General features: G+C 66.8%; 14 protein-coding genes. 8 read left to right on the forward strand and 6 right to left on the reverse strand.

All coding sequences use genetic code 11. The features are described from left to right. Positions 1-16: 16 nt before the first annotated feature. The 4 genes from ABNQ40_RS26680 to ABNQ40_RS26695 form a co-directional block, all read right to left on the reverse strand. Positions 17-1201, reverse strand: a complete 1185-nt coding sequence (locus ABNQ40_RS26680) for an acetate/propionate family kinase (RefSeq protein WP_109049870.1) — start codon at positions 1199-1201, stop codon at positions 17-19. 14 nt (positions 1202-1215) lie between these two features. Further along, a complete protein-coding gene (locus ABNQ40_RS26685; protein ID WP_391349098.1) occupies positions 1216-2604 on the reverse strand; it encodes a bifunctional enoyl-CoA hydratase/phosphate acetyltransferase in 1389 nt (462 codons plus the stop codon). Between the two features lie 556 nt (positions 2605-3160). Then, positions 3161-5446: an ATP-binding protein gene (locus ABNQ40_RS26690; RefSeq protein WP_109051255.1), complete on the reverse strand. Its 2286-nt coding sequence runs from the start codon at positions 5444-5446 to the stop codon at positions 3161-3163. Between the two features lie 304 nt (positions 5447-5750). Then, entirely contained in the window at positions 5751-7220 is a 1470-nt protein-coding gene (locus tag ABNQ40_RS26695; RefSeq protein ID WP_247879962.1) for a hybrid sensor histidine kinase/response regulator, read from the reverse strand. Positions 7221-7474: 254 nt separating this feature from the next. Between ABNQ40_RS26695 and ABNQ40_RS26700 the strand changes: the two genes are divergently transcribed. The 3 genes from ABNQ40_RS26700 to ABNQ40_RS26710 all read left to right on the forward strand — a co-directional run bounded on the left by ABNQ40_RS26700 (position 7475) and on the right by ABNQ40_RS26710 (position 10573). After that, positions 7475-9085, forward strand: coding sequence for an ATP-binding protein (locus ABNQ40_RS26700; protein WP_247879963.1), 1611 nt, complete (start codon positions 7475-7477; stop codon positions 9083-9085). Positions 9086-9228: 143 nt separating this feature from the next. Then, complete coding sequence (locus ABNQ40_RS26705; RefSeq protein ID WP_109051256.1) at positions 9229-9720, forward strand: MmcB family DNA repair protein; 492 nt, start codon at positions 9229-9231, stop codon at positions 9718-9720. A gap of 85 nt (positions 9721-9805) precedes the next feature. After that, complete coding sequence (locus tag ABNQ40_RS26710) at positions 9806-10573, forward strand: response regulator (RefSeq protein WP_199235400.1); 768 nt, start codon at positions 9806-9808, stop codon at positions 10571-10573. 32 nt (positions 10574-10605) lie between these two features. On the opposite strand, the gene ABNQ40_RS26715 is transcribed toward ABNQ40_RS26710, so the two are convergent. Further along, complete coding sequence (locus ABNQ40_RS26715) at positions 10606-11871, reverse strand: D-alanyl-D-alanine carboxypeptidase (RefSeq protein ID WP_109051257.1); 1266 nt, start codon at positions 11869-11871, stop codon at positions 10606-10608. Positions 11872-12347: 476 nt separating this feature from the next. Here ABNQ40_RS26715 and ABNQ40_RS26720 point away from each other — a divergent pair, with 476 nt between their 5' ends. Beyond that, complete coding sequence (locus ABNQ40_RS26720; RefSeq protein ID WP_247879964.1) at positions 12348-13109, forward strand: hypothetical protein; 762 nt, start codon at positions 12348-12350, stop codon at positions 13107-13109. Positions 13110-13148: 39 nt separating this feature from the next. On the opposite strand, the gene ABNQ40_RS26725 is transcribed toward ABNQ40_RS26720, so the two are convergent. Further along, entirely contained in the window at positions 13149-13910 is a 762-nt protein-coding gene (locus ABNQ40_RS26725; RefSeq protein ID WP_109051258.1) for a peptidase, read from the reverse strand. A gap of 509 nt (positions 13911-14419) precedes the next feature. On the opposite strand from ABNQ40_RS26725, the gene ABNQ40_RS26730 reads away from it, so the two are divergent. The 4 genes from ABNQ40_RS26730 to clpA all read left to right on the forward strand — a co-directional run bounded on the left by ABNQ40_RS26730 (position 14420) and on the right by clpA (position 18749). After that, positions 14420-14944 carry a phasin family protein gene (locus ABNQ40_RS26730; protein ID WP_109051259.1) on the forward strand — a complete coding sequence of 175 codons (525 nt, stop codon included), beginning with the start codon at positions 14420-14422 and terminating at the stop codon, positions 14942-14944. A gap of 331 nt (positions 14945-15275) precedes the next feature. Then, positions 15276-15755 (forward strand): phasin family protein, encoded by a 480-nt coding sequence (locus ABNQ40_RS26735; protein ID WP_109051260.1) that lies wholly within the window; start codon positions 15276-15278, stop codon positions 15753-15755. A 343-nt stretch (positions 15756-16098) separates the two neighbouring features. Beyond that, positions 16099-16425, forward strand: a complete 327-nt coding sequence (clpS, locus tag ABNQ40_RS26740) for an ATP-dependent Clp protease adapter ClpS (protein WP_014246998.1) — start codon at positions 16099-16101, stop codon at positions 16423-16425. Positions 16426-16433: 8 nt separating this feature from the next. Continuing rightward, positions 16434-18749, forward strand: a complete 2316-nt coding sequence (gene clpA / locus ABNQ40_RS26745) for an ATP-dependent Clp protease ATP-binding subunit ClpA (protein WP_109051261.1) — start codon at positions 16434-16436, stop codon at positions 18747-18749. The last annotated feature ends 92 nt before the right edge of the window (positions 18750-18841 follow it).

An 18841-nucleotide genomic window follows, 5' to 3' on the forward strand; every position in this document is an offset into this window, starting at 1 on the left:
CCCCCGCACAAATCGCTCACCGCCCCGTCAGCACCTTGCGGGTGTGCAGCGCGATCATCCGTTCCTCGTCGGTCGGGATGACATAGACCGGCAGGCGGCTGCCAGGGGTTGAGATCTTCGTCGCGTTGGCTTCGTTGGCCGCCGCGTCGATGTCCACCCCCATCCAGGCCAGCTTGTCGCCGACCCGCGCCCGCACCGGAGCGGAACGCTCGCCGATCCCGGCGGTGAACACCAGCGCATCGACACCGCCCATCGAGGCGGACAACGCGCCGGTCTCCTTGGCGATGCGGAAGCAGAACAGCTCCACCGCCTCCTGCGCATGCGGGTCGCTGCTGTCGAGCAGGGCGCGCATGTCGTTGGAGATGCCGGACACGCCGAGCAGGCCGGACTTGTTGTACAGCATCTTCTCGATGGCGCCGGCATCCATGCCCTTGCGCATCAGGTAGATCAGCACGCCGGGATCGATGGTGCCGCAACGGGTGCCCATCGGCAGGCCGTCCAGCGCGGTGAAGCCCATGGTGCTGTCGACGCTGCGCCCGCCATGGATAGCGCACATGCTGGCGCCGCTGCCGAGATGGGCGACGACCACCCGCGAATCGCTGAGGTCCGGCGCGATCTCCGGCAGGCGGCGGGAGATGTACTCGTAGGACAGGCCGTGAAAGCCGTAGCGCCGCACGCCCTCCTCGGTCAGTTCCCGCGGAATGGCGAAGGTCTGGGCCTGCCAGGGCTGGTTGCGGTGAAAGGCGGTGTCGAAGCAGGCGACCTGCGGCAGCTCCGGATGGGCCTCGGCCAGCGCGCGGATGGCGGCGAGGTTGTGCGGCTGGTGCAGCGGGGCGAGCGGCACCAAGCCGTCCAGCTCGTCCAGCACGGCGGGGGTCAGCAGCACCGGGGCCGCATGGCGGACGCCGCCATGCACCACCCGGTGGCCGGCGGCGATCAGCGTCGCCCCGTCCAGCCGCTCCTCGATCCAGTCGAGCAGGTAGGACAGCAGGGCGGTGCGGTCGCTGGCCTCGCCCGCACCCCAGCTCTTTTCGGCGAGCGGACGGCGCTGGGCGTCCTTGGCCTCGAACACCGGCTGGGTGCCGATGCCCGAGATCTGGCCGTTGATCGTCACCACCGGATCCCCGCCGCCATGATCCCGGAAGACCGAGAATTTCAGGCTGGAGGAGCCGGCATTGATGACGAGGATCGCGTTGGACATTACCCCTGCCCTCCTTATTCGGCCGCGGCGGCTGCACCGCGGCGGCGCGCGGCGGCCGACAGGACGGCCACGGCACAGGACGCCAGACGGGTGCGGACATTGTCGGCGCGGCTGGTCAGGATGATCGGCACGCGGGCGCCGAGCACGATGCCGGCGGCGTCGGCATGAGCCAGGAAGGACAGCTGCTTCGCCAGCATGTTGCCGGCTTCGAGGTCGGGAACCAGCAGGATGTCGGCCTGACCGGCCACCTCGGACTTGATGCCCTTGGTGATGGCGGCCTCGCGGCTGATGGCGTTGTCGAAGGCCAGCGGGCCGTCGAGGATGCCGCCGGTGATCTGGCCGCGGTCGGCCATCTTGCAGAGCGCAGCGGCTTCCAAGGTTGAAGGGATCTTGGTGTTGATGGTCTCGACCGCCGACAGGATGGCGACGCGCGGCACCTCGACCCCCAGCACCTTGGCGAGGTCGATGGCGTTCTGCACGATGCTGACCTTGTCCTCCAGCGTCGGGTAGATGTTGATCGCCGCATCGGTGATCAGCAGCGGCCGCGGATAGGTCGGGACGTTCATGACGAAGACATGGCTCAGGCGGCGGCCGGTGCGCAGGCCGGTCTCCTTCCTCACCACCTCGCCCATCAGCTCGTCGGTGTGCAGGCTGCCCTTCATCACCGCCTCGCACTCGCCGGTGCGGGCAAGCCGCACGCCGGTCTCGGCCGAGGCATGGCTGTGGGCGACGTCGACGATGCGGTAGCGCGAGATGTCGAGGCCACAGGCGTCGGCGACCGACCGGATCTTCGATTCCGGACCGACCAGCACCGGGTCGATCAGGTTCGCTTCGGCGGCCTCGACGGCGCCGCGCAGCGAGCTTTCATCGCAGGGATGGACGACGGCGGTCGGCACCGGCGGCAGCGACTCGCACTTCTTCAGCATCAGCTCGTGGCCGTCATGGCGGATCACCTGCACCTGCGGCAGTTCCGCCGCGGCGCGGCACACCTTCTCGGTCGGGGCGATCACCTCGGCCACGCCGGTCGCGACCGTCCGGCCATCCTGGTTGAGGCACAGGCAGTCGAAGACCACCGTCTTGCGCGCCGCATCCTTGGACTTGGCGGTGACGGTCACAGTGACGATGTCGCCCAGCAGGACCGGACGTTCGAACCGCAAATCCTGGCCGACATAGACGGTGCCGGGGCCGGGCAGCAGGGTGCCGAGGACGGCGGAGATCAGCGAGCCCGACCACATGCCGTGGCCGACCACCTTGTGGTCGACGGCGTAATCCTCGTCCACATGGGACGGGTTGAGGTCGCCGGACACCGTCGCGAACAGCTCGATGTCGGACATGGTCAGACGGCGCGACAGGCTCGCCTGCTGGCCGATGCGGATTTCCTCGAACGTGACGTTTTCGATCATGGGGCTGCCGTTCTTGCCGGTCGGAACGATGCCGCTGCGACCCGCCGGGGCGGCGGAGGGGGCGGCGATGGCGGTGTCCATACTAGAATGCTCCTGAAAAGGATCGCGGCGCCCGACCAACGGACCCCGCCGGAATGGCGAAGACCCGAATGCCGGTGACCGGACCGGATGCCCGTTGGCCGGGGCATCCGTCGCGGCGGCAGGCCGTATCCTCCCAAGTCCGGTTCCCGTCGCCGCCGGCGCCCTTGCCGGGCAGGCCATGGCGACCGGCCGAACTCCGTCTTGTTGGGTTCCTTCGAAACGGAACCTTCGCTTTCCAAGCTTTTCCAAAGGACTGTGCTTGTGCGGAAGCAATAGCCCCTATGGCGAAGGGGCCCAATGACCTACATCAATAAAGTTGCCAAGCCATTGTTGCAGTTGGGTTACTGGGATCGTTTCGGTTCAGTGAGCAGACGCAGCATAACCGAAACTTGCGCAGACCAGGACGGGAAAAGCGGACCGGCCTGCGGAACTGCCACCATTGCGCGCTGCGGAATGGAGGAAGACGGTCGGCAGCTCAGTCCGCGGCGGCGCAGCAGGAACATTGCTGTGCCACGACCGGAATGCTGACGGCGAACATGGTGCCGCGTCCCACCCGCGACCGCACGGTGACGGGATGGTCCAGCATCTCGGCCATGCGGCGGACGATCGACAGTCCCAGGCCGAGCCCGCGGCCGCTGTCGCGCTGGTCGGTGCCGCAGCGGTAGAAATCCTCGAAGATCGCGGCCATTTCCGCCTCGGCGATGCCGGGACCGGTGTCCCACACCTCGATGGACAGGCGCATCCCGCCATCGGCGGTGGACCGGCGCCGGCAGCCCAGCAGGATCCGCCCTTCCGTGGTGTAGCGCAGGGCGTTGACCAGCAGGTTGCGCACCATCCGCTCCAGCAGGATCGGATCGCTCTTCACGCGGACGGAACAGGGAACCATCCGCAGCAGAAGCCCGCGGTCGATGGCCTGATCGCCGATCTCCACCGCCAGACGGCTCAGGATGTCCTGCACGTCGAATTCGACGACCCGCGGCTTGACGTTGCCGACCTCCAGCGCGGAGGTGTCGAGCAGGGTGGACAGCAGCGTGTTGCCGGCGGTCAGCGCCTCTCCCAGCTTGTTCGCCACCTCCACCTGATGGGGATCGTCCAGCTTGGACATCAGGATGTGGTGGAACAGGCTCATCGCCTGGAAGGGCTGGCGCAGGTCGTGGCTGGCGGCGGCCAGGAAGCGGCTCTTGGCCTGGTTGGCCCGCTCCGCCTCGGCATGGGCGCGGGCCAGCGCCTCGCGGATGTCGGCCGATTCCGTCACGTCGATGGCGGCGCAGATGACGCCGGCCACCGCCCCCGTCTCGTCCCGCATCGGCTCCACCGACAGGTCGAGCACCCGGCGGCTGCCACAATAGGTCAGCTCCAGCTCGCACCGCGTCCCGACCCCGCTTTCCATCACCGACCGCTTGAGAGCGACCGTCCGCGCCGCCTCCTCCGGCGGGAACAGATCGCCGTCGGTCCGGCCGATCATGCGCTCCGGATTCAGATCCATGCGCGGACAGTAAATCCACAGGTGCCGCAGATCCCGGTCCTGGCTGAACAGCGTCACCTTGGAATAGCGCAGAGCCATCCGGAACCGCTCCTCGCTCTCGCGCAGGGCACGGGCCATGGCGGCGCGGGCGCGCGCCTCGGTCTGGAGCAGGCGCCGGGTCCTCCCCTCGCGCAGGACATAGGCAGCGCCGCCGGCAGTCAGCAGAAGTCCGCCGATCAGCATCGTCCAGGCCAGCCGGTCCTCCACGCTGAACAGCCGCGCCGGGCTCGGAACCACATAGAGCCGCCACACCCGGCCGCCATAGGCGATGTCGCGGACAATGGCGTACGGCGCCGCCGGGCCGGTCAGCTGCTCCACGGCGAGGGCATCGACCGGCGGGTGCGGCAGCTCGCCGGGACGGCCGATCGCCCCCTCGGCGGCCAGCAGCCGCGATGTTCCGGAGGTCGTCCGGCCCGGCGGCTCCAGCAGATAGGCATCGCCGACGCTCAGCCCGACCCGGCGGACCGAATCGCGCAGCAGCTGCCCGACATCGAAGCTGGTCCACAGGAAGCCGGTCAGCACATCGCAGACGAGGCGCCCACCGGCGTAGGGACGGCCGTCGTCGGGATCAACCTCGCGGGAATAGACCGGCAGATAGATCAGCACGGACCTCCTGCCCAGCTCATACCTCAGCGGCTCGCCGCCGGCCGCGACGATGCGGTTGGCGGTGCAGGAGCGGGCCAGCACGTCGCGCTGGCCGGGAAGGGTGGCCATGTCCAATCCGACCAGCCCGGCGGCGGACCGCGGTTCGGCCAGCACAGTGACGAAGCGGGCGGCGGCAAGCTGCCCGGCGGAAGAATCGCCGGCGCCGCCATCGGACTCCGCGCTCCCCCCGCCACCGGCGGTGCGGACGGCGAAGGAACTGTGGCCCGCCGCGCGCATGGCGCGCTCCAGCAGTGGAACGTCCCGTTCGGCGATCCGGCGCGCCCAGGCGACGGCATGCAGGTTGGGGTAAAGCGGCAGCAGCGGCTCGACGGCCGACGCGAAGCTTGCCTCCGTGACCGGAGCCGGACCGGCCATCGGACCGCTGAGCGCGCGCAGAAGCACGCTCTGATCCTCGAAATCGGACTTCAGCTGGTCATGGAGCTGGATGGCCTGGCGGTCGGCCAGAGCAAGTTCCGCTCCGCGGGTGGCACTCCTGATCATCAGAAAGGCCGAAAAAGACAGGAACATTCCGGCGATGACGATCACCGCCAGTTTCCCGGTCCGTCCCCCTTCCCGATAACGCCGGTTCATCCGAACGCCCTCCACCCAATCCGTTCGAACAGCGAGTGCTCAAAACCAATCATAGCGAAGGGAAGACATAAAATGGTATGCGAAAATTAAATCTCAAACGAAAGGAGGATGCCCATCTAACCATTGGTGAGGAGATGGACTATTGCACTGCGAATAATAGATGAAACTGTGTCGCACTTTGCCGCATACCCTCCATCTTCGTTTCAGAAATTACATTACAACGCATAGAAACGTTAAAGTTTAGACACTCTATCTTTTGCTTACTTCAACCAAAGCCCTGCCATCGACCTTCTGGTCTTTGTTATCAAAGCGGATCATGATCGAGCAGGCGAACGACGGCGGCACGCAGGGCAAGCGGGGCCACCGGCTTGTGCAACAGCGGGTAGCCGGACAGCCGTGCCTCGCGCAGCCGCTTGGGATCGGTGTCGCCGGTCAGGATCATTCCCGGAACCGGACGGTCGAACAGCTTGGCGATCTGCCGGATCGCGACGATGCCGTTGGCGGCTCCCTTCAGCCGCAGATCGGATATGATGAGGTGGAAGTGTTCGGGTGCCGGTCCGAGCCGCTCGACCGCCATGTCGTAGGAGTCCGCGCCGACGACACTGCATCCCCATTGCCCGAGCAGGGCCTCCAGCGCCGCCAGCACCATGGGGTCGTCCTCGATCACCAGGATGCGGGTGCGGCTGATGTCGGTGGTGCCGCCGTCCGACACCGGTGACGCAATTGCCGTGCTCTCTGCCTGTGCAGACGCGTCCGCCCCTTCGGCACCATGTTCGACGGATATCGGGACAAGGACGGCGAAGACGGTGCCCCGCCCCTCCTCCGCGCAGACCTCCAGCCCGAGGCCGAGCTTGCGGGCGAGGCCACGCACGAGGGTCAGGTCCAGGCCGAGCGCCCCTCCCCCTTCCCCGACCGGCTTCGCCAGCTCAGTCCGCAGGGCCGACAGCCGCTGCGACGACAGGCCGCGGCCGCTATCCCACACCTCGACGCGCAGGCGGTCGCCGCGCAGGCGGCAGCCCAGCAGAACGCGGCCCCGCACCGTGCCGCGCAGGGCATTGGCGACCAGCCCGTGCAGCAGGCGCTCCAGCAGTGCGGAGTCGGTCCGCACCATCGCCGAACAGGGCATCACGGAGAAGCGCAGACCGCGGTCGGCGAAGCGCGGCGCCACCTCCAGCGCCAGGCGCATCAGGACGCCGTTCACCGCGTGGGTGCGGATGTCCGGCTCCATCAGGCCGCTTTCCAGGCGGACAAGGTCGAAATGGCCATCGACCATGCTGCGCATCGATTCCACCGCCTGGGCCATCGAGTGCAGCAGGTCGCGCCCTTCCCCAAACCGGCTTTCCGCCACTCTGCTTTCAGCCACTCCGGCATCCAGCCGGCCATCCAGCGTGCCGATGAGCAGCGAGAGCGCGGCCAGAGGCTGGCGCAGGTCATGGCTCGCCGCCGCGAACAGCCTGTCGGCCGGATCGGGCATCCGCCGGACCGCAGGGGGGCCGGCATTCAAAGAGACGGACGAGGGCGACGCGTCGAACCGCCACACCGCCCCCCCGCCGGCAAGCCGCAGCACCTTGCGGTCGGGCACCATGTGCGGTCCGGCGGACGGGAACAGGCTGGCCTCCAGCTCGTCGGCCGGCATGCCGGCGGTCAGGCGTCCGGCCAGCAGCGGGAGGGCTGCGGCCGCGGGCGTCCAGTCGGCGAGCCGCCCGTCGGTTCCGAACACCAGAAGGGCCGGCCCCGCGCTGCCGGTGTCGTCATGGCTGCCCTTCACCGTCACACCTGCATCCCAAGCCTCATGCTCCGATAAGACTAGAGACTATGGAAGGCACGGCCCGTTGCAAAGCCCGCCATTGGGCAGATGGAACGCGAAGATCATAACGGTCACCTCAATCAAACCTTTCGTTGCTTTTTCGGTAAACCCCATGCATTGGAAGGATTCTCCGTCTGGCTTGTTACAATTCGACAAATATTCGGTGACATATTTGGTTCGGCCTTCAGCGTTTTTTAGGAATAGGCCGCAATGATCGCCGGATGGATTGCGATACGCAGACTTGCGCCGATGCCGGGCGGGGCGGGACCGCGGCCGGGGAATTCCCGCCTGCCGATCCTCTGCCGCTCGCCATGCTGCATCTGCCCGACGCGGTTGCATTGCTCAAGGCGCACCACGATTGCACAGGCGCGCTGACCGATCTGGAATGGCTGTCCGCCAACCCGGCGGCGGAGCGGCTGATGGGCATCGCCCCACTGACGGGCCGGCGGCTGCGCGGCGGCGGCATCGATGCCGCCTGCCCCGGCCTGTTCGCCGCCCTGGCCGATGCCCTGCACGGCCCGGTGGAGCGCACCGTCGCGGCGCGGCGCGGCACGACGCCGGTGCGCTGGCGGGTATCGGCCGGCCCTGTGGCCGGCGGGTTGTGCGCCGTGCTGACCGACCTTGGCTCCGAAACGCCGACGGTGGCCGAAGCGCTGGCCGAGAGCCTGACCGCAGCGCTCGAGCACAGTGCGGAAAGCTTCGCCCTGTTCGACCATGAGGACCGGCTGGTCCATGCCAACGGCCGGCTGAAGAGGGATCTGCCCGATGTGGCCGACCGGCTGGTTCCCGGCGTTTCGTTCGAGGAGCTGGCCAACCGCTTCGCCATGACCGACCCGCGCCTGACCACCGAGGAGGAGCGCCGCGCCTGGGTGGCGGTGCGGCTGGAGCGCCATCGCCGCCTGGAACCGCCGGTGGTGGTGCCGCTGCCCGACGGACGCTGGCTGCTCAGCCGCGAACATGCGGTGCCGGGCGGCGTGCTGGTCCACTACACCGACGTCACCACGCTGAAGCTGAACGAGGAGCGGCTGCGCATCCGCGAGGCGGAGGCCCGAACCGCCCGCGCCGAGGCGGAAAGCGCCAGCCGCGCCAAGAGCGCCTTCCTGGCCCAGATGAGCCACGAACTGCGGACACCGCTGAACGCCGTCCTCGGCTTTTCGGAGATGCTGCTGTCCGAGGCATTCGGGCCGCTGGGCAACCCCCGCTACCGCAGCTATGCCGGCGACATACGCGATGCGGGAACCCATCTGCTGGCGCTGATCGACGACATCCTGGAACTGTCGCGCTTGGATGGCAGCGACATGCCGATGGCCGAGGAGGGGGTGGACCTCGACATGCTGTCGCTACGCGTCGTCTCCGCCCTGCAGGAGGTGGCGAAGGAAGGCGACGTGCATTTGCGCCGCGAGGTACCGGCCGACCTGCCGCTTCTGCAGGGCGACGCCCAGGCGCTGACCCAGATGCTGACCAATCTGCTGTCGAACGCCGTCACTCATACCCGTCCCGGCGGCGAGGTGGTGCTGACCGCGCATCTGATGCCGGACCGCGGGATCGGGCTGATGGTGGCCGACACCGGCGTGGGCATCCCGAGCGCCGAGCTTCCTCGCATCCTCCACCCGTTCGAACCGCCGGACTCCACCATCGCCCGCAACTCCCGCGGGACAGGGCTGGGGCTGCCCATCGTCAAGCGGCTTGTCGAGATGCATGGCGGACGGATGGAACTGACCAGCCAGCCTGGCGTCGGCACCGCGGTCGTGCTGGTCTTCCCCGCCGACCGCAGCCTGCCGCGCGACCGCTGCCGACCGGCGCCCCTGCCTCCGGTCATTCTGCCCGGCTAATTCTGTTGGGCTGATTTCGTTGGGCTGATTTCGTTGCGCCGATCGCCGTCATCCACCTTTTGCCCCTTGGCGGAGACGGGACGACAGGTCATTGTGGGCCGCATGTTCCCTACACGTTCCCGTTTCGATGGTGGCACCGCGTCATGAGCGACGACATTGCCGTTCCGGTTTCCGACACCGAGGCCAGCGTCCCGGCTGTGGGCGCGCCGTCGATCTTCCGCGGGGTCCGGCGGGCGCTGGCGACGCGCGGCTATGCCAGCCTGACCGAATTCCGTTTGGCGAGCGGCCGGCGAGCGGATGTGCTCGCCATCGACGAGGCCGGCAACATCCTGATCGTCGAGGTGAAGAGCGGAGTGCCCGATTTCCGCTCCGACCAGAAATGGCAGGAATATCGCGAATGGTGCGACGCTTTCTACTTCGCGGTGGATGACGGCTTCCCGACCGAACTGATCCCGGAGGATTGCGGCTTGATCGTCGCCGACGCCTACGGCGCCGAAGTCCTGCGCGAGGCTCCGGTCGCCAAGCTGGCTGCCGCCCGCCGCAAGACCCTGCTTCTGCGCGCCGCGATGACGGGCGCCGGCCGTCTGCACCGGATCGAGGATCCAATGTTTACCCAATCCTCGCCGACCGTGTGACCCGGCCTCCCGACCGCGGGGATGCGGAGGGGCACGGAACCGGCTAGACTGCGGCCACCACATCAACCGGGAAGAGCGGACCGGCATGCCGGCGGACCAGATGGGCGCAGCACACCCCTTGCACATCCTGCTGGCGGAGGACGAGACGGTCACCCGCCTTGCCGCCCGCGTCCTGCTGGAGCGCGCCGGCCATCGGGTGGTGGCGGTGGAAGATGGACCGGCCGCCGTCGCCGCCGCTGCGGCCGGCACCTTCGACCTGATTCTGATGGATCTCGGCATGCCCGGCCTGCCGGGCGACGAGGCGGTCCGCGCCATCCGGCACCAGCCCGGCGGCGGCACACCCCGCATCCTGATGCTGACCGCCAGCGCCACCGGCGAAGGCCAGGACCGCTGTGACAACTGCGGCGCCGATGGCACGCTGATCAAGCCGCTGCGGCTCGACGCCCTGCTGGCGGCACTGAGCCGGGGAGCGCAGGCCAGTAAGCCGGCAGCCGACCCGGCTTCTGAACCGGCGTTCGACGAGCGCGCCATCGGGACGATGCAGGAGATGCTGCCCGCCGCCCGCGTCGCCGAACTGATCGACAAGACGGTGGCGGTGCTGCGCCAGCATGGACAGACGCTGGACGAGGCGCTGAAAAACGGGGACCGGATGATCGCCGGGGCGATGGCTCACAAGATCGCCGGCGTGTCCGGGCAATATGGCTGCGTCGCCCTGCGCCGGGCCGCGCGCGCTCTGGAGAAGGAACTGGAGGAAAAAGGCGCCGATACGGGCGGCCAAGCCGGTGAATTGGCCGGCATGCTGACGCCGGCGCTTGAATTCCTGGAACGCTGCGCCGCCGCGGCACGGGGATAACTTACCCCGGCCGCCGGCAGTCAGCCTGTATTTCAGCCCCGCTCGCCGGGCGAAACGGCGACGCAGTGATGACCGTGCTTGGTCAGGACGGCGCAGGCCTTGCGAGCATCCTTCTCGTCCAGTCCGGTCAGGCGGGCACGGTAGACGGTGTCCTTGCCGGTCTTGGCCTCGACCACGCTGGCCTTGGCTGTGCGCAGCAGGAAAGGGGCCTGCTTGACGGCCTGCGACACCGCCTTGTTGCCCGCCGCCTTGCTGGAGAAGGCGCCGACCTGGACGCCCCAATGCGAGGGGCTGCCGCCACGGGTGGACTTCTCTTCGCGGGCCGGCGCGGCGGGGATCGCCGCCGGAACTGCCGCGGTCTGTAGCGAGGCGCGGACCGGCTTGGCCTTGACCTCGACCTCCTCGTCGTCATCGTCCCCTTCACCGTCGATGGCGTCGGACCGGGTGGTGTCGAGGCTCGCCATCACCGGCGCATCGTCACGGCCCCGGTTGGGCCGGCCGAAGGCCTGATCGAGCAGCGCCGCCATCCTGTTGTCGCGCGACACCGCAGACTTGCCGCCCAGCACGACGCCGACCAGACGCCGCCCGTCCCGCACCGCCGAGGCGGCGAGGTTGAAGCCGGACGCCACGGTGTAGCCGGTCTTGATGCCGTCCATACCCTCGTAGCGGGACATCAGGTGGTTGTGGTTGGCCAGGGTGCGGCCGCCATAGACGAAGTTGCGGCGGCTGAAATAGGGGTAATATTTCGCGTGGTCGCGCATCAGCGCGCGCGACAGGAAGGAATAGTCGCGGGCGGTCGTCACCTGCTCCATGTTCGGCAGGCCGGAGGCGTTGCGGTAGACGGTGTGGCGCATGCCCAGTTCGCGGGCCTTGCGCGTCATCATCTCGGCGAAGCGCGACTCGGTGCCGCCCAGCGCCTCCGCCAGCACCACGGCGGCGTCGTTGGCCGACTTGGTGACGAGGCCGAGGATCGCCGTCTCCACCTTCAGAGTCTGGCCGGCGCGCAGGCCGAGCTTGGTCGGCGTCATGCTCTCCGCCCAGGACGAGACCGGCAACTGCTGGTCGAGGGTCAGGCGACCGTCCTCCAGCGCGTCGAAGGTCAAATAGAGCGTCATCATCTTGGTCAGCGACGCTGGATGGGTGATCGCGTCGGCATCCTGGTCGATCAGCACCTGCCCAGTGCGGGCATCGACCACGATGGCGGCGGCCTTGGCCGCCAGCGCCTCGGCCGCGGACAGGCCGGACCCGGCGGCAACCATGCCCAGCAGCGCGGCCGCCGCGAGCAGATGGCGCCCCATACCCGCCGAACTCCGCCCGCCGGCCGTATCCGCCGCGCGAAAGGCGAACGGAAACAATCCGTTACGAACGGTGTTGCGCGTTACACTCATGATGGCCCCGCCAACCGCTAGATCTTGGTGCTTGGTTCAATGGTAAATTCGTGCGAAATCAGTGTCTAGCATGAATTCGTTAATTTACTGCTTTGGCTTTTCGCAGTTTCTGTGGCCAAAATCGCGGGTCCTGCATGTAGAGGGAAGGAACGGCGGGGACGGCACGGCGGAAGGGTTTCGGCACGGCGCGAACGGAAGGGGCAAACGGATTACCAGCGCCCTCCGACAGGCCAAAGCCCACCGGAGTCCGGAGATCGGGTCTTGCCGCCACGTCCTTCGTTCTCCACCTACCAGGGGCCGCCGACGCGAGGCAAGCGACAATGAGCCGTGGTCATCAAAGAACCGTTCCGGTCGCCTTTTTTTCCCGCGGGGGTGACCGTCGGGCCATGGTCCGCGCAACCGCCAGGATGGCGGGGGTTGCCGCCCTGGCGGCCGCGCTGCTCACGCTCGCCGGTTGCAGCTCCGTCGGGCCGACCGACAACCCGGTGGCGCGCAAGCTGACATGGTTCAGCTATCTCAACGGCGACGACCTGAGGTCCCGCTGCGGCAAGGACAGTGCCGACCGCTACCGGCTGATCTTCAACGCCGACTACAACCGGCATGTCCGCACCTACGACATCGTCGGCGACCCGGACCGCGGCGGCGCGGCGGTCGAAGCCCACGTGATCGAGGCGACCGACCTCACCCGCCTGACGCTGGCCGATCCGTTCTCCGCCGCACGCGGCAACACGGCGACCCTGCAACTGAGCGCCGCGCAGTTCGACAGCTTCGTCGGCCGCCTGCGCGAGGACGGGGTCTTCGACCCGCCGCCCCAGGGGTTGCGGTTGCCGTCCAACGGCTTTTACTGGCTGATCAACGGCTGCCGGGCCGGGCAGTGGTTCTTCACCGCCTACCCCTACCCGTCCAGCCGCTTCACCGACGCCCGGTTCCCGGAGCTGCTGCGCAGCATCGACCCGACCGGCATCGCCTATCCCGGCCTGCCGGCTCCCGACGAGGCTCCGCGCACCCTGCCCTCCTCCGGCCAGCTGGCTGACGGCGGCGTGTTCTTCGAGGTGCAGATCGGGCGCGACGGGCTGGGCCACTACGGATTGGTCGGCCCGACCGTCCCCTTCGGGGCGCTGCTGCTCAGCGCCCTTCCGGAGAAATGAGCCAGACCGACGGTGGCGGTCACGGGTGACCGCCGGGGCTCAGACTGTCTCTTCGGCCGGCTGGCGCGGACGCATGTCTTCCGGGACCAGCGTCTCGACCCAGGGGCCGTCCGGCATGCGCCGGGCCAGTTCGGTCAGGTTGCGGTTCCACCACTGGCGCTGTTCGGCGAGGTCGTCATAGTCGTAGTTCGACTGGCGCCAGCTGCGCGATTCGGCGTGGTAGGACACCATGTCGATGGGGAAGCCGACATCGTTGCTGGAGAAGCGCGTGCTGTCGAAGGACAAGTAGGCCAGCTTCAGCGCCGTCTGCATGTCGGTGCCGTAGGTCAGCGCGCGGTCCAGGATCGGCTTGCCGTAGGCGGTGGCGCCGATCGACAGATAGGGCGTGCGCTCGTCCACCTCGATCCAGTTGCCCTCCGGATAGACCAGGAACATGTAGGGTTCGCGGTCTTCGGCCAGTTGGCCGCCGATGATGGCGTGCAGGTTGAAGTGCAGCTTCGACGCCTCCAGCGACTCCCTGTCCTCCGCGGCGACTTGCCGCAGGCAGGCGGTGAAGGCCGAAACCGCGTCCAGCATCGTCGAATAGGACTCGCCCCGGCGCTTCTGCATGTCGCGGCGCAGATAGGCCAGCGTCTTGTCGCGCACGCTGCGCAGGCCGGAATTCATGATGAAGAAGCGGTCGCCGCCGCTGCCCATCATCGTCACCTTGCGGGCCGACGAGAGCTGCGATCCACTGGTGATCCGGCCGTCCGACAGACCGATCAGGCCGTCGCGGGTCTTGATGCCAAGGCAATAGGTCATGATCGAAATGGTCCCGAAGATGCGGCCTGAAGAGCGGATGGTCGGGCACGCCGCGTCCAAGCGCCGCACCTGACCTATGGCCGAGGCGAATCCCGCCCGCGGCCAAGCTACACTTGTCCCAGCGCCGGTAAAACCTTCGTTAAGGACATCCGCCATCAGGGCCGCTTTCAAGGACTTGCCGACGGTTCCGCGAAGAGGGCGCCGGCCGGCAACGGAAGCGACGCGGCTGTCATCGGAGCTTCACGCCATAGAGCTATGGTGCGGCGCAAGGGAGTAAGCCGGATACCCGCCAAACGGACTGTTGACACCGCGCTGTGCTTAGCCCATAAAACTCTTATATTGCAGTGCAGCATTTCCTGCGCCGTTTTGCGGCTTGGGGAATCGAGCGGTTGACGGCTGCACAACGTAAAAACGCAACGCACACCGCTGCCGGCAGGCTCCTCGCCACGCTTTGCGGCGGACGGGTCTCCCAACCAAACGCCGGCATCAGCCAGGAAGGAACGCGCGCCATGAACCAGTTCACGCCGAAGTCGCTCGAAAACGTCGCCGCCCAGGCCAAGGAGCAGTATGAGGGCTTGGTGAAGGCCGGCCAGGAGCAGACGGTCAAGCAGTTCGAGCAGACCGCGACCGCCGCCAAGGAGCAGTTCGAGAAGACTGCCGCCCAGCTGCTGAAGAGCTACGAGGACCTGCAGGCCACCGGCAAGGCCAATGTCGAGGCGCTGATCGCCAGCAGCACCATCGCCGCCAAGGGCGCCGAGGATCTGGGCCGCGAAGTCGTCGCCTACGGCCAGTCGGCTCTGGACAAGTCCATCACCACCGGCCGGGCCCTGCTGACCGCCCGGACCATCCAGGAAGTGGTGGAGTTGCAGAACGATTTCCTGAAGTCCAGCTTCGACTCGCTGCTGGCCGAGACCACCCGTCTGCAGGAGCTCTCGACCAAGGTCACCAACGAGGCGCTGGCCCCGCTGAACGCCCGCGTCACCGCCACGGTCGAGACCTTCTCCAAGCCGATCGCCAAGCCGATCGCCGCCTGAGCGGCCCCATCGGATGGCATGTGACGGCCGGGGTTCTGCCATGGACCCCGGCATCGCAAACGGCCCGGCAACCTCCACGCGGTTGCCGGGCCGTCTTGCGTTCGGGCCGCCGATGCGCCTGCCGGATTTTCGCGCGAAAGTTTTTTGTGCAGCGCACAATGCGGATTGACTCCCCGCGCCGCTTTCCTTATCTTCAGCTTATGTTGCAGTGCAGCATATCTCGGGCGCCCGCTCTGCCGGGGCCCGAGGGTTTCAACCCACTCCGCAATCGGCCGCCGCATCGCCGGGGCCGCGCGGTTGACCCCTTATAGAGAGCGCGAGGAGCATAGCCATGTCCGACCAGATCGCCGCCGTCACCAAGTCCGTCGAAGACGCCATCGTCACTGCCAAGCAGAACCTGGAAGGCCTGGTGAAGGCCCAGCAGGAGCAGATCGAAAAGGCCTCCGCCAAGGTGCTGAAGAGCTATGACGAGCTGACCGTTCTCACCAAGGAGAATGTCGATGCGCTCGTGAAGTCCGGCACCGTGGTCGCCAAGGGCGCGGAAGAGGCCGGCAAGCAGGTCGCCGCCTTCACCCAGTCCTCGCTGGAAAAGAGCGTGTCGAACGCCAAGGCCCTGCTGGCGGTGAAGACGATCCAGGAACTGGTCGAGCTGCAGAAGGCCTACACCAAGGCCAGCCTCGACGCATTCGTGTCGGAGAGCACCAAGCTGCAGGAACTGACCGTCAAGGTCGCCAACGAGGCGCTGGCCCCGCTGAACGCCCGCGTCAACGCCACGGTCGAGGTTCTGTCGAAGAAGCCGGTCGCCGCCTGACCGCTCAGACTCTCCGGTTTTCTTGACCGGTGGGCAGACAATGCCCACCTGAAGGACCGCATCGCAGCGGCCCGGCATCCCGCCTTGGGATGCCGGGCCGTTTTGCGTTTCCGGCCGCTGCCTCTCATCCAGCCGTCGGAAACGCTCTGAAACGGGGTAGGGTTTTCCGCCGATTGCGGCCATTTCCGAAGCGGTGTCTCCTATTACGGAGTAGCGGAAGGGCCTGCGGTCCAAAGGAGGGTCTGCCAAATGGAGGTCAGCTGAAAACGGCCCCTTCCCACCGCGCCCGAAATGACCATATCATTCCCAGTGAAGTGCATCGCGATGACATTCGACTGGGACCATGGCCGACTCTGACAAGCAGGGCAACGACGGCACTAACAGCGGCGTGGTCGTCAAGGCCAAGCCGAAGACCAAGAAGCCGTCGATGTACAAGGTGTTGATGCTGAACGACGATTACACTCCCATGGAGTTCGTCGTTCTCGTTCTCGAACGCTTCTTCAGCAAATCGCGGGAGGAAGCGACACAGATCATGCTGCATGTGCACCGGCGGGGTGTGGGGTTGTGCGGCGTGTTCACCTACGAGGTGGCGGAGACGAAAGTCACGCAGGTGATGGACTTTGCGCGCCAGAACCAGCACCCGCTGCAATGCACGTTAGAAAAGGATTAGACCCACACATGCTGTCGCGTAACCTGGAACAGACGCTGCACCGAGCCCTGGCCCACGCGAACGAGCGCAGGCATGAATACGCGACGCTCGAACATCTGCTTCTCGCGTTGACCGAAGACTCCGATGCTACCGCCGTCTTGCGCGCTTGCGGGATCGATCTCGACCGACTGCGCGCGGAACTGTCGGATTACCTCGACAATGAACTGGCGAACCTTATCACGAACAGGCCCGATGATGCCAAGCCGACGGCTGGTTTCCAGCGGGTTCTGCAGCGTGCGGCCATCCACGTCCAGTCGTCGGGACGTGAGGAGGTGACGGGAGCAAATGTGCTCGTTGCCTTGTTCTCTGAACGCGAGAGCCACGCGGTTTACTTCCTGCAGGAGCAGGAAATGACCAGGTTCGATGCGGTCAACTACATCTCTCACGGAATCGCGAAGGCTCCGGGCCGCTCGGAAACAAAGCGTGTCTCGGGCGCTGACGACGAGGCGGCGGCGGAGAAGGTCGTGAAAAAAGGCAGCGAAGCGCTAGAGGCGTATTGTGTCAACCTGAACAAGAAGGCGTCCGGCGGGAAGATCGATCCGCTGATCGGCCGGGAGCAGGAGGTCGAACGGACCATCCAGATCCTGTGCCGGCGGTCGAAGAACAACCCGCTCTACGTCGGCGACCCCGGTGTCGGCAAGACCGCCATCGCAGAGGGCCTCGCCCGCCGCATCGTGCAGCAGGAAGTGCCCGAGGTGCTGCGCAACGCCACCATCTTCGCGCTCGACATGGGCTCGCTGCTGGCCGGCACGCGCTACCGCGGCGACTTCGAGGAGCGGCTGAAGGCCGTCGTGTCCGAACTCGAGGCGACGGAAGGGGCGATCCTCTTCATCGACGAGATCCACACGGTGATCGGTGCCGGCGCCACCTCGGGCGGTGCGATGGATGCCTCGAACCTGCTGAAGCCGGCGCTGGCCTCCGGCTCGCTGCGCTGCATCGGTTCGACCACCTATAAGGAATACCGCAGCTACTTCGAGAAGGACCGGGCGCTGGTCCGCCGCTTCCAGAAGATCGACGTCAACGAGCCGTCGGTCGAGGATGCGATCAAGATCCTCCAGGGGCTGAAGCCCTACTACGAAAAGCACCACAAGGTCACCTACACCAACGACGCCATCCGCGTCGCGGTGGAGCTGTCGGCCAAGTATATCGGCGACCGCAAGCTGCCCGACAAAGCCATCGACATCATCGACGAGGTCGGTGCGGCGCAGATGCTGCTGCCGGAGAACAAGCGCCGCAAGAAGATCGGCGTGAAGGACGTGGAGGCGGTGGTCGCCAAGATCGCCCGCATCCCGCCGAAGTCGGTCAGCCGCGATGACAAGGAAACGCTGCTGAACCTGGAGCGCGACCTGAAGACCATGGTCTTCGGCCAGAACAAGGCGATCGACGCGCTGGTCTCCGCGATCAAGCTGGCCCGTGCCGGCCTGCGCGAGCCGGAGAAGCCCATCGGCAACTACCTGTTCACCGGCCCGACCGGTGTCGGCAAGACCGAGGTGGCCCGCCAGCTCGCCATGACGCTGGGCATCGAGCTGACCCGTTTCGACATGTCCGAGTACATGGAGCGGCACACGGTGTCGCGCCTGATCGGCGCCCCTCCGGGCTATGTCGGCTTCGACCAGGGCGGCATGCTGACCGACGCCATCGACCAGCACCCGCACTGCGTCCTGCTGCTGGACGAGATCGAGAAGGCCCACCCGGATCTGTTCAACATCCTGTTGCAGATCATGGACCACGGCAAGCTGACCGATCACAACGGCAAGATCGTCGATTTCCGCAACGTCATCCTGATCATGACCTCGAACGCCGGGGCCGCCGACATGGCCAAGCCCGCGATCGGCTTCGAGCGTGACCGCCGGGTCGGCGAGGACATCGAAGCGGTCGAGAAGATGTTCACGCCGGAGTTCCGCAACCGTCTCGACGCGATCATCCCGTTCGCGCCGCTGACGCAGGAGGTCATCAACCGCGTCGTTGACAAGTTCATCATGCAGATGGAAGCGCAGCTGGAAGACCGCGGCGTGTCCATCGAGCTGAACGAAGAGGCGCGCGAGTGGCTGGGCAAGAAGGGTTACGACCCGCTCTACGGCGCCCGCCCGCTCGGCCGCGTGATCCAGGAGTACATCAAGAAGCCGCTGGCGGAAGAGCTGCTGTTCGGCAAGCTCAGCAAGGGCGGTCTGGTCAAGGTCACCGTCAAGGACGACAAGCCGGCCTTCGACTACACCGAAGGCAACCGGCCGAAGCGCACCTCCGGCGACGATGACGAGGAGATGGTGTCGGAGATGGTCGAGTAAGTTCGGCCTGTCGGCCCCCCCGACCCGTTCCGCATCGTAAAAAAAGGGGACCGTCCGCGGTCCCCTTTTTCGTTGTGCGGCCAATGGGTGCG

Source organism: Azospirillum sp. A23 (assembly GCF_042938965.1).
GTDB lineage: Bacteria > Pseudomonadota > Alphaproteobacteria > Azospirillales > Azospirillaceae > Azospirillum > Azospirillum melinis.